The 11,380-nt window shown below is 72.8% G+C and carries 9 protein-coding genes; 4 read left to right on the top strand and 5 right to left on the bottom strand.

Annotated features, from left to right (window positions below):
• Positions 1–158: 158 nt before the first annotated feature.
• Positions 159–557 carry an SHOCT domain-containing protein gene (locus ACFYW3_RS32335; protein ID WP_053678116.1) on the top strand — a complete coding sequence of 133 codons (399 nt, stop codon included), beginning with the start codon at positions 159–161 and terminating at the stop codon, positions 555–557.
• A 169-nt stretch (positions 558–726) separates the two neighbouring features.
• Here ACFYW3_RS32335 and ACFYW3_RS32330 read toward each other — a convergent pair whose 3' ends face one another.
• Complete coding sequence (locus ACFYW3_RS32330; RefSeq protein ID WP_389388108.1) at positions 727–1,497, bottom strand: alpha/beta hydrolase; 771 nt, start codon at positions 1,495–1,497, stop codon at positions 727–729.
• 20 nt (positions 1,498–1,517) lie between these two features.
• Positions 1,518–2,807 carry a cyclopropane-fatty-acyl-phospholipid synthase family protein gene (locus ACFYW3_RS32325; protein WP_351762707.1) on the bottom strand — a complete coding sequence of 430 codons (1,290 nt, stop codon included), beginning with the start codon at positions 2,805–2,807 and terminating at the stop codon, positions 1,518–1,520.
• A gap of 376 nt (positions 2,808–3,183) precedes the next feature.
• Between ACFYW3_RS32325 and ACFYW3_RS32320 the strand changes: the two genes are divergently transcribed.
• Positions 3,184–3,633, top strand: a complete 450-nt coding sequence (locus tag ACFYW3_RS32320; protein ID WP_351762704.1) for a hypothetical protein — start codon at positions 3,184–3,186, stop codon at positions 3,631–3,633.
• Positions 3,634–4,014: 381 nt separating this feature from the next.
• On the opposite strand, the gene ACFYW3_RS32315 is transcribed toward ACFYW3_RS32320, so the two are convergent.
• From ACFYW3_RS32315 to ACFYW3_RS32305, 3 genes are all read right to left on the bottom strand, one after another.
• Complete coding sequence (locus ACFYW3_RS32315) at positions 4,015–4,410, bottom strand: hypothetical protein (RefSeq protein WP_351763337.1); 396 nt, start codon at positions 4,408–4,410, stop codon at positions 4,015–4,017.
• A 246-nt stretch (positions 4,411–4,656) separates the two neighbouring features.
• Positions 4,657–7,299 carry a SpoIIE family protein phosphatase gene (locus ACFYW3_RS32310; protein ID WP_351763348.1) on the bottom strand — a complete coding sequence of 881 codons (2,643 nt, stop codon included), beginning with the start codon at positions 7,297–7,299 and terminating at the stop codon, positions 4,657–4,659.
• Positions 7,300–7,704: 405 nt separating this feature from the next.
• Positions 7,705–8,247: a TlpA family protein disulfide reductase gene (locus tag ACFYW3_RS32305; RefSeq protein ID WP_389388107.1), complete on the bottom strand. Its 543-nt coding sequence runs from the start codon at positions 8,245–8,247 to the stop codon at positions 7,705–7,707.
• Positions 8,248–8,583: 336 nt separating this feature from the next.
• On the opposite strand from ACFYW3_RS32305, the gene lanKC reads away from it, so the two are divergent.
• Both lanKC and ACFYW3_RS32295 read left to right on the top strand, forming a co-directional pair.
• Entirely contained in the window at positions 8,584–11,220 is a 2,637-nt protein-coding gene (gene lanKC / locus ACFYW3_RS32300; RefSeq protein WP_389388106.1) for a class III lanthionine synthetase LanKC, read from the top strand.
• Positions 11,217–11,351, top strand: coding sequence for a SapB/AmfS family lanthipeptide (locus ACFYW3_RS32295; protein WP_053678097.1), 135 nt, complete (start codon positions 11,217–11,219; stop codon positions 11,349–11,351). The genes lanKC and ACFYW3_RS32295 overlap by 4 nt, the downstream gene beginning before the upstream one ends.
• The last annotated feature ends 29 nt before the right edge of the window (positions 11,352–11,380 follow it).

Here is an 11,380-nt window from a genome sequence, read left to right as displayed (position 1 = left end):
GGGGGGGCCGCGGGGGGGGGGGGCGCGGCCGCCCCCGTCCCTGTCGCGCCCGCGGGCCGCGGGGCCCCCCCCCCCCCCGCCCCCCCCCCCCCCCCCCCCCCCCCCCCCCCCCCCCGGCGGTATGAATGGTTTCGTCGCATATGTGATCGGAGTGACTCGTGGACGACTACCCACTGCTCAATCTGTTCTGGACCATGCTCTGGATCTTCATCTGGGTCATGTGGTTCTTCCTGCTCTTCAAGGTGATCACGGACATCTTCCGCGACCACGAACTGCACGGCTGGGGCAAGGCGGGCTGGCTCATCCTGGTCCTCCTGCTGCCGTACATCGGCGTCTTCATCTACCTCATCGTCCGAGGTCGGGGCATGGGCAAACGGGACGTGAAGCAGGCCGAGGAGCAGGAGCAGGCCTTCCGGCAGTACGTCCAGAAGGCGGCCGGCACGACCGGCTCCCCGGGCGGTGCGGCGGACGAGCTCCACAAGCTCTCCACGCTCAAGGACAAGGGCGACATCACCCAGGAGGAGTTCGAGCGGGCGAAGGCGAAACTGCTGGCGTGACCCGACCCCAACCGCCCGCCGGCGGGGCCCCGGTACGGACGCCGGAGCCGACCTCGCCGCCACGATGCCACCTCGCGACCGAACCGCGAGGTGGCATCGTGGCGTGCGCCCGGGCCCGTCCGTCACCGGTCCGAGGCCCGCGCGACCCACGGCCGCGTGCGCCCGACCGTCAGCCGCCGCCTCCCGGGCGGCGGCCGGCTCCGCGTGGGGCACCGACACCGTCCGGCAGGGGCCAGGGCATCGGGACCGGCCCGGTGAAGAGGCCCTCGGGGAGTTCGCGCGCCCCGAGCAACCCCAGCGCGGCGGCGACGGTGGCCTCGTGCCAGCGCGCCGACTGACGGAGCATCGCGTGCCCGCCCTCGGGCATGACGACGCCCGCGGCCCGCGCCCCGCCGGCGCGACCCCGCCGCACGTGGTCCCAGCTCGCCCGGGCATCGGTGACCCGGTCCGCCTCGTCGTGCAGGAGCACCACCGACTTGCCCGCGAGCTGTGTCACCGGCTCACCGGGCGGGCACCACGGGGCGAGCCCGATCACCGCCCGTACCGAAGGGTCGACGGCCGCGCGCAACGCCGCCCGACCGCCCATGGAGTGGCCCACCAGGACCACGGGAACGGGTCCGGCGGTGCCGCGCAGTTCGGTCAGGGCGCGCACGGTGTCCCGCACCGGATCCTCCCGGGCGCCGTTCCAGCCCCGGTGGCGGTAGCGCACCTCCGCGACGACCACCCGGTCCGGCCCGGTGGCGCGCACGAGCGCCCGGGTGAACGCCCTCATGCGCACCAGGGGAAGGTTCAGGGCGGGCGGCGCGGTCAGCCCGTCGGCGCGGCCCCCGTGCAGCACGAGGATCGCCGCCGTCGGATGCGCCGGATTCCGTCGCAGGGACAGCGCCGACGGCAGCTCCCGGCCGGGCGCGGCGGGAACGTGGAGCGACTCGGGGCCCATCGGGGACCTCCTTGCGGCGCTCACGACCGTCCTTGCGATTCGTACCAGCTCACCGGCGTGGCCGGCATGTCGCTGCGCCCCTCCCGGGACGGCCGGACGGCGAGGATCTGGTCGACGCCCATGCGGCGCTCGGTGAACGCGAGCGAACTTCCGGCGAGGTACAGACGCCACACACGGGCCGTGGTCTGGCCGACCAGCGCCTCGAAGTCCACCCACCGTTCCTCCAGGGTGCGACGCCACGCGTCGATGGTCCAGGCGTAGTGCTCGCGCAGGGCCTCGACGGAACGCACCTCGAACCCCGCGTCCTCGATGAGATCGACGGTGCGACCGACGGGCCGCATGTGCATGTCGGGCGCGATGTAGGTCTCGATGAAGGCGCCGCCGCCGGGAGCGTTCAGACCCCGGGACATCTGCTGGATCAGCAGCCGTCCACCGGGTCGCAGCACTCCGTGGAGCAGCGACGTGAACTCGGGGTACTCCACGTCCCCCACGTGCTCGCCCATCTCGACGGCGCTGACCGCGTCATAGCCCCCGCCGTCGATGTGACGCCAGTGCCGCAACTGCACCTCGACCAGATCGGACAGGCCCTCCCGCGCGACCCGGTCGGTCACGAAGTCGCGCTGCGCCCGGGACAGGGTCACGGCGGTGACCTGGGCCTTGTGGGCGCGCGCGGCGTGGACGGCGAGCGAACCCCAACCGCAACCGACGTCCAGGAGACGGGAGCCCGCCCGCAGGCCGACCTTGCGGCAGATCAGTTCCAACTTGTCGTACTGGGCGTCGGCGGGTGTGTAGTCGGGGTCGTCGGGACGGGACCAGTAGCCGCAGGAGTAGGCCATGGACGGGTCCAACAGCAGGGCGTAGAACTCGTTGGACAGGTCGTAGTGGTGGCTGATGGCTGCCCGGTCACGGGTGGAACTGTGCAGCCGGCCGCTGAGGCGGGCCCGGGGGGCGTCCGGGGCGTGCGGCGGTATGCCGGCCACGCCCAGTCCCACGGCGAGCGCGCCGGCCCGGGCCCATCCCGTCGGGCCCGGCGTCACGGTGCCGTGCTCGCGCACGGACTGCCAGGCGCGACCGAGACCGTCGGCCAGGTCACCCTCGATGTCCAGGTCGCCGACGATGTAGGCCTCGGCCAGGCCGAGCTCGCCCGGCTGCCACAACAGGCGACGAAGGGCGTCGGGGGAACGGAGCACGACCAGGGGGGCGTCCTCGGGGCCGGATTCGCTGCCGTCCCACGCGCGCAGGCGCACCGGTGGGGGCCCGGCGAGGAAATGCCCGAGGAGTTCGGCCAGTCGGTCTGCCACGGGCCTCATCGAGGCTCCTTCCGCCAGAGGGACCCTCGTGCACGGTTCGGGCACGAGGACACGGCCGCGCCGCCGAAGCGGGCGTACACAGGCACTTCGCAGCCGGGGCCGGGTCGGATTGGTCGCGGTCCGGGGACGCGCGCCCCGGAGCACCCGGCCCCGGTCGGCGTGGGAACGCACGGCCCGTCCGGATCGCGTTCCGCCGCCTCGGCGCCGCGTTCGACGACCGCCGGCCGTGCCCGTACGTGCCCGCCGCACTCCGGGGGCGTTCACTCGAATGGCCCTGCTCGGGTGGTGGCGGCGGTCGCGGCGGCGGATCGTCGGCTGCACGTCGCAATCGCCGGCGTGTCCAACTACTCGGGAGTGTTCGGCCAAGGAGGCTGTCATGGCCCAGACCGCGACCCCGTCCGGGGCGCCGACACCGGAACCTTCCCGCTGGAGCGAGCGGGGCGGCGCCGGCTACACGGGCTCGGGCGTCATGTTCGCCGGTGTCCTGCTCTTCGTCGACGGGGTGCTCGCCGTCCTGAACGGCATCGGGGCCCTCGCCAACGACGAGGTCTTCGCACGGGTGGGCAGCTACATCTACCGCTTCGACCTCACGGCGTGGGGCTGGATCCACCTGATCCTCGGCGTGATCCTGCTCATCGCCGGTGTGGGGATCCTCAAGGGCGCGGCATGGGCGCGCATCCTCGGTGTGGGGCTCGCGGCCCTCAGCATCGTGATGAACTTCCTGTGGCTGCCGTACCAGCCCCTGTGGGCGATCATCATCATCGCCATCGACATCTTCATCATCTGGGCCCTGCTGAAGGAGCGGACCCCCCACGCCCCGGCGTGACCTTGATCGGCCGCGCCCGCGGCTCCGATCCGCGGTGGTGGCTGCCGCCCCCGGCCCTCGCGCCGGGGGCGGCAGCCCCGCGTTCGGGACCGACGCGAGGGGCGTCGGCGGGGGTGACGGGGGTCACGTCGGGGCGAGGGAACGTGGCCGACTGGTTGAGCGTTCATATAGATGTGACCGCACAGGGGGCGTAGCCCCCCGGTCGCACCCCCGAGCCGCCCCGGCCGGTCACCCCCCAGACCGGCCGGGGCTTCCCCCTGCCGCGGGCCCGAACCCCGTGCGAACGTCGAACCGCCCCCTCCCGGGGGGAGGGGGCGGCGGAATGCCGCGGTCGCGGGTGCGGACGCGCCGGGTGAGCGGGCGTCACCGGCGGGAGCGGGGTCAGTGCTTGACCGGCTCCAGGCAGAGGACGAACTTCTCCTGCTCCCACTGCTGTGCCAGGGCCGCCTCGCCCACGGTGCACGCCGCGGTGTCGAAGGTGTTCTCCACGACCTTCAGCACCTTGTAGTTGGCGTCCTTGTCGTCGCAGCCCTTCGTCTCCACCTCCGGGCTGTTCTCGCTGCCCGTCACCTTGACGCAGTCGCCCGCCTCGGCGCGCACCGGCGAGTTGAAGAAGTACGAGATGCCGAACTTCACCACGAGGGCGACGACGACGAGGGCGACGAACCTCAGGGCCTTCTTCGCTTTGGAACCCTTGGGCTTCGCGGCCTCGGGAGCGGGCGTGCCAGGGGCCGGGGGAGCGGTGTGCTCGCCCTGAGGCGACGGCGGAGTCGACATGGTGGGTCCTTCCAAGGGAACTTCTTCGAACGCGTGAACGTTACAGGCCGCGAAAACGGCAATTCAGGCGTCGAGGCGACCCTGGAGATCGGATGCCGAGTTGTGATGCGTCCATGGCGAAAACGTGATTGCCGCAGGTCGTCCCAGAGTCGGCGCGGGCGCCCGAACGGCCCGCCGGGCGGAGCACTTCACCGACCCGCGCCCCGGGCGCCGCCGAGGTCCGCTCGCTCGGCGACGGATGCGCGGCTACCCGTCCTCGGGGTCCGGCAGCGGCTGTTCGGACCAGAGGACCTTGCCATCGGGCGTGTACCGGGCTCCCCATCGCCGACTGATCTGGGCCACGAGGAAGAGTCCGCGGCCACCCTCGTCCGTGGTGGTGGCGTAGTGCAGACGGGGTGAACTGCTGCTGCCGTCGAAGACCTCGCAGGTCAGCATCCGGTCGAACAGGAGACGGACGCGCACCGGCGCGGAGCCGTGGCGGATCGCGTTCGTGACGAGTTCACTGAGGACCAGCTCGGTGCCGAACGCGAGCTCGGACAGCCCCCATTCCTCCAGCTTCCGTACGGCCTCCGCCCGGATGGCTCCCACCGAACTCGGTTCGAAGGGCACCTCCCACTCGGCGATCCGGTCCGCCGGCAACGCCGACGTCCGCGCGACCAACAGCGCCACGTCGTCGCGGGAACGCACGGGCAGGAGTTGCGCGAGAACGGCCCGGCAGGTGTCCTCGGGCTTGCGGTCCGCGTGGGCGAGGGCCGCCCGCAGCAGGTCGAGACCCTCGTCGATGTCGCGGGCGCGGTCCTCGATCAGCCCGTCGGTGTACAGCACCAGCTGGGAGCCTTCCGGCAGCTCCAACTCCGTCGACTCGAACGGGAAGCCACCCAGTCCCAGGGGCGCGCCGGCGGGGAGCTCGGGGATCTCCACGCTGCCGTCGGGCCGCACGATCGCCGGGGGCACGTGCCCGGCGCGTGCCACCGTGCAGCGCTGCGTCACCGCGTCGTAGACGGCGTACAGACAGGTCGCCCCGAGCAGGCCGCCGTCGGCTCCGCCGTCCCCGCCCTGGTCGATGTACTGGACGAGGTCGTCGAGCCGGGTCAGGAGCTCGTCGGGGGGCAGGTCCAGCGAGGAGAAGTTGAGGACGGCCGTACGCAGCCGACCCATGGCCGCCGCCGCGTGCAACCCGTGGCCGACGACGTCGCCGACGACGAGCGCGACCCTGCTGCCGGGCAGCGCGATCACGTCGAACCAGTCGCCGCCCACCCCGGACTGCGCCGGCAGGTAGAAATGGGCCACCTCGACGCCGCTCTGCTCGGGCAGGTCGCGCGGCAGCAGACTGCGCTGGAGGGTCACGGCCAGGGCGTGCTCGCGGGTGTAGCGCCGGGCGTTGTCGATGGTGACACCGGCCCGGGCCACGAGTTCCTCGGCGAGCGACAGGTCCTCCTCGTCGAAGGGCTCGTCCTTGCGCGACCGCCAGAAGTTGACCAGGCCCAGCACCGCGCCCCGCGCCTTGAGCGGGGCCGTGATCAGGGAGTGCACGCCGTAGTCGAGGATGGCCTGCGCCCGCTCCGGGTCCTGCGCGTACCAGCCCGGCGCGTCGGCGAGATCGGGGATCAGTTCGGCCCGGCCGGTGGTGAGGCCGCGGGCCTGGGGCGTGGACGGCCGGAAGTCGATCAGCCTGCCGCGCGGGTACAGCGGCACGTCGTCGGCGATGCCGCTGAAACCGGTGCGGAGCAGGTCGGGCGCCGTGCTGCTCGGCTCGTCCCCGTGCAGGACGGCCTCCGCCAGCTCGACGGTCGCGAAGTCCGCGAACCGCGGAACGGCCACGTCGGCCAGTTCCTGGGCCGTCCGCCCCACGTCGAGGGTGGTGCCGACCCCGACCCCGGCGTCGTACAGCAGCCTCAGCCGCCGCCGGGCCGCGTCGGCGCGGGTGCTGAGGACGCGCATCTCGGTGGAGTCACGGATGGTGACCGCGGCCCCCTCGGGCCCGCCACCGGGACGCGTCGGCCGTTGGTTGATCACCAGGAGCCGTTCCCCGGCCTCGTGCACCTCGTCGGTGGCGACCCGGCCGGACAGCAGCAGGTCGCACACGGTCCGGTCGAGTCCGGTGAGGTTCCCGATGTACTGGCCCTCGGCGTCGGCCGGCAGTTTCAGCAGCCGTTTCGCCTCGTCGTTCGCGAGGAGCAACCGTCCGCCACCGTCGGTGATGACCACCCCCTCGCGGACCGAGTGGAGCACCGCGTCGTGGTGCTCGTACATGCGGGTCATTTCCTCGGGGCCGAGCCCGTGGGTCTGGCGGCGCAGCCGCCTGCTGATGAGCCACGCGCCGACGGTGGCCAGGGCGAGTCCGGCCGCGCTGGCCCCGAGGATGACGGGGAGCTGGCGGTCGACCACGCCGGACACGTTCTTCACGGTGAGCCCGGCCGACACCAGTCCCGTGACCTTGCCGTCGCAGTGGACCGGCACGATGGCCTGGATCTCCTTGCCGAGCGGTCCCTGCACGCTCTCGGTGTGCACCTGGCCGGCGAGGGAGGGTTCGATGGTGCCCACGAACCGCTTGCCGATGCGGTCGGGCAGCGGATGGCTGTAGCGGATCCCCTCGGTGTCCATCACGACGATGAAGTCCACACCGGCGTCCTTGCGCGTGGACTCGGCGAGCGGCTGGAGGGTCTTCGCGGGGTCGGGCGAGCGCAGGGCCTCGCACATCCCGGCCGAATGGGCGACCGTCTGCGCGACCGACACCGAGCGGGTGCGGGCCTCCCGGTCGACGTCGTGACGGGACTGGAGGACCAGCGCCAGGACCGCTCCGGCCGCGAGCAGCACCACGATCGCCACCTGAAGGACGAATACCTGTCGGGCGACGCTTCGCGGGCGATTCCGGCTCAGTGACCGCACCGACGTCCCCGGCACGGGTTGCAAGGATGGGTCACAGACTATTTGTAGCACCGCATGGCCGTCGGGGTCGTGATTCGCGCTGTTCTCTCGGCCGACGGGGCGGTTCGAGGGGTCGGGACCGGGTCGGTGGAGAGCGGGGCAGGGGCCCGTCGGGAAGGCGCCGGAGACGGTCGCCCGGCGCCCCGTCGGGCATCGCGCGACACTCTGTCCCGACCCGGGCACATCGAGTCACCGCGCCCGTCTCGAACGGTCACGAACCCCCGAACGGGCCGATCGGTGGGGCCGGACGTGCCCGGGGAGGACGGCGACAGATGACGCCCGTGCCACCCGGCGCCGGCTTCCGGTCCTCTGATGCGCGACCGTCCCCGAACCGTCCCCGAGCCGTCCCGACCCGACCCGCCCCCGTCAGACCCCGGAGGCGACTGAGGCCAGCTCCCCGTCGAGCTTGTCGCCCTCCGCGCCGGCGCCCTTGTAGAGGACCTCGCCGTCCTCGTCGAGCAGCACGTAGGTGTTGATGCCCTCGGCGTGGAAGCGGCCCCGCAGAGCGTGGCCCACGTCGGAGAGGTGCGGGAGCCGGCCCGCTCCGGCCGGGGCGGCGAAGCCCTGCAGGCCGTTGCCCGCGCCAGGTTCCGCGACGGCCACCACGTGCACGCGCCCGACGTAGCGGTCGGCCCGGGCCGCGGTCTCGAAGGCCTGGGCAGGGCACTCGGCGCACGCGGCCCCGTAGAACCAGAACAACACGGGCTTGCCCGCGAGCGCCGCGCCGTCGAACACCGCGCCGTCCAGGGTCTTGGCGGTGAAGCGCAGGTGGGAGGGGGCGCTCTGGCGGCCGGCGGCCGGCGCGCCGGCGGCACCCCGGGTGGCGGGGTCCGCCCCGTCGGACGAGCAGCCCGTCAGCGGCAGGCCCAGCGCGAGGACCAGGACGGCGGCGGCGACACGAGAACGCATGGCACTCTCCCGGGCGGGACCGGACCGTACGCCGACGGTCGCAGCGAAGGAGACCGGTCTGACGGCCGGTGCTCCCGGACGCAAGGAATCTACGGCCAGTCGGATAATCGGATGGGAGGCGGCGCGGTGCGGGCGACGGCTTCACCCCGACGGCCCATCCCGGCCCCGACCACGCCCATCCCGGGCCCCGACCACGCCCATCCCGGGCCCCGGCCGCGCCCGCCCGGCCGCCAAGTGACTCGTGCGTACTGCACACCCGATCGGTGACAGCGGTGACTGTCGGGGCCAACGCCCCGCGTGACACCTTCGTTCCTGTCACCGACCGAGGGAGCAGGAGTGAACAAGGGGTACGCCGCGTTCTGCGACGCCGACCGTTGGTTCTACGACGCCCCGTACCGACGGGCCGACGAGAACTACGGCCCGGCCCTCGCTCCCGTACCGACCGGGTGGCGTTCGCACCGCACCGGCGACTGGTACGCGCTGCGCCCCGTCGGTGTCGAACTCCCCGCCCAGGGCTGGAAGATCCACGTCTCCGCCTGTCTGGACAACGCCGAGTCGATCCTCGACCACGTCCACGCCTACTGCGTGCCCCGGCGCATCGCCTTCAAGTTCGTGCCGAGCCGCCACCTGCTGCACATACGCAACGCCAAGTACGCCGACCGCGCGGCGGGCGGCAAGTTCATCACCGTCTACCCGGCCGACCAGGAGCAGTGCCGGCGCATCGCCGAGGACCTCGACGCCCTGCTGACCGGCGAGCCCGGACCGTACATCCTGAGCGATCTGCGCTGGGCCGCCGGACCGGTCCACCTGCGCTACGGCAGCTTCACCCTGCGGCACTGCTACGACGCACGGGGCGAACTCGTGCCGGCGATCGAGACCCCCGACGGCACCCTCGTCCCGGACCCCCGCGGGCCGGTGTTCCAACCGCCCGAGTGGGTCGACCTCCCGGCCTTCCTGAAGCCGCACCTCGACGCCCGCTCGGCTGTGACGCTCACCGACGTGCCCTACACGATCGAGCGCGCGCTCCACTTCTCCAACGGAGGCGGCGTCTACGCCGGCACGGACAGCCGCACCGGCGAACCGGTGGTGCTGAAGGAGGCCCGCCCCCATGCGGGACTCGCCGCCGACGGAGCCGACGCCGTGGCCCGGCTGCACCGCGAGCGGACCGCCCTGGAACGACTGGAGGGCCTGGACTGCGTCCCCTCCGTCCGCGGCACCTTCACCGTCGGCGACCACCACTTCCTCGTCCTTCAGTACCTGGAGGGCAAACCGCTCAACACGTACTTCGCCCGCCGCCACCCCCTGATCGAGGCGGAACCCGACCCGGAGGAACTCGCCTCCTACACCCGGTGGGCGCTGACGATCCACCGGCGGGTGACGGAGGCCGTGGAGGCCGTGCACGCCCGCGGGGTCGTCTTCAACGACCTGCACCTGTTCAACATCATGGTGACGGAGGACGAGGACGGCGAACCCTCCGTTGCGCTCCTGGACTTCGAGGCCGCCGCCCACGTCGACGAAGGGCTGCGGCAGACCGTCGCCAACCCGGCGTTCGTCGCCCCCGCCGGACGACGCGGATTCTCCGTCGACCGCTACGCCCTCGCCTGCCTCAGACTCGCCCTGTTCCTGCCACTGACCAGCCTGTTCGTACTGGACCGGGCGAAGGCCGCGCACCTGGCCGACATCGCCGCCGAACAGTTCCCCGTACCGAGGGCCTTCCTCGACGAGGCGGTGGAGGAGATCCTCTACGACCCGCCGCCCGGCGAGCCCGGCCATCGCCCGACCGTGCCCACCGGCCCGTACCTGCCCGTCGAACCCGGGGACTGGTTCCGCGCCCGCGCGTCCATGACGGCCGCACTGCGTGCCTCGGCCACCCTGGACCGCGACGACAGGCTCTTCCCCGGCGACATCGCCCAATTCGCCACGGCCGGCGGCGGAATCGGCTTCGGACACGGCGCCGCAGGCGTCCTCTACGCCCTCGCCGAGACCGGCGCCGAACCCTGGCCCGAGGCCGAGAAGTGGCTGCTCAAACGCACCGAGGAGCCGGCATCCGGCACACCCCTCGGCTTCTACGACGGCCTCGCCGGCACCGCCTGGACGCTCGACCGGCTCGGGCACCGTGAACGCGCCCTCGCCCTCGCCGAGCAACTGCTGCGCCAGCCGTGGCAGACCGTCGGCCCCGACCTGCACGGCGGCCTCGCCGGAATCGGCCTCGCACTGGACGCCCTGGCCGCCACGACCGGGGAGAACGCCCTGCACGACGCCGCCCTGCGCTGCGCCGAGCTGGTCGCCCGCTCCGCCCCCGACCTCACCCGGGCGGGACTCCTGTACGGCAACGCCGGCCCCGCGCTGCTCTTCCTGCGCCTGTACGAACGCACCGGCGACGCGGAACTCCTGGCACGAGCCGGACAAGCCCTGCACCGCGACCTCGACCACTGCGTGACCAGCGCGTTCGGCACCCTCCAGGTCAACGAGGGCTGGCGGACCATGCCCTACCTGGGTGAGGGCAGCGCCGGCATCGGCATGGTGCTCGACGACTGGCTGGAGCACGGGGCCGACCCGCGCTTCGAGGAAGCCCGGCGCGGCATCGTGGCGGCCGCCCAGGCCACCTTCTACGCCCAGCCCGGACTCTTCCGCGGCGCGGCCGGCATGATCCTGCACCTCGCCCGGACCACGACCCCCGGCCCCGGGACGCGGCCCGACGACATCGCGCGGCAGATCGACGCCCTCGCCCGGCACGCCGTCCCCTACCAAGGCCAACTGGCCTTCCCCGGCGAGCAGATGATGCGCCTGTCCATGGACCTCTCCACGGGCACGGCCGGCGCTCTCCTCGCCCTCGGCAGCGCCGCGCCCGGCGGTCGCGCGCACCTGCCGTTCCTCCCGCCGCTGCGCGACGCCGCAGCGGCCCCCAAGCCGGTCCCGCAAGGGGCCGTGACCCATCGGTACATTCCCGGAGAAGAAGAGGAAACGACATGACGCTTCTTGACCTGCAGTCGATGGAGACCCCCAAGGAAGAGATCACCGAGGCCGCGATGACGGGCGGCGGAAGCCGCGCGAGCCTGCTGCTCTGCGGAGACAGCAGCCTGAGCATCACGACCTGTAACTAACCAGGTCGTCAGGCCTGTACGGGGCCCGG

Origin of the sequence: Streptomyces sp. NPDC002602 (genome assembly GCF_042889445.1) — a bacterium.
Lineage (GTDB): Bacteria > Actinomycetota > Actinomycetes > Streptomycetales > Streptomycetaceae > Streptomyces.
This window is presented reverse-complemented; position numbering and strand designations above follow the sequence as displayed.

Bases quoted from the DNA above. Each gene is read 5' to 3' on its own strand.
- ACFYW3_RS32330 (WP_389388108.1), bottom strand. From the start codon at position 1,497: ATGGGCCCCGAGTCGCTCCACGTTCCCGCCGCGCCCGGCCGGGAGCTG.
- ACFYW3_RS32325 (WP_351762707.1), bottom strand. From the start codon at position 2,807: ATGAGGCCCGTGGCAGACCGACTGGCCGAACTCCTCGGGCATTTCCTC.
- ACFYW3_RS32320 (WP_351762704.1), top strand. From the start codon at position 3,184: ATGGCCCAGACCGCGACCCCGTCCGGGGCGCCGACACCGGAACCTTCC.
- ACFYW3_RS32315 (WP_351763337.1), bottom strand. From the start codon at position 4,410: ATGTCGACTCCGCCGTCGCCTCAGGGCGAGCACACCGCTCCCCCGGCC.
- ACFYW3_RS32305 (WP_389388107.1), bottom strand. From the start codon at position 8,247: ATGCGTTCTCGTGTCGCCGCCGCCGTCCTGGTCCTCGCGCTGGGCCTG.
- ACFYW3_RS32295 (WP_053678097.1), top strand. From the start codon at position 11,217: ATGACGCTTCTTGACCTGCAGTCGATGGAGACCCCCAAGGAAGAGATC.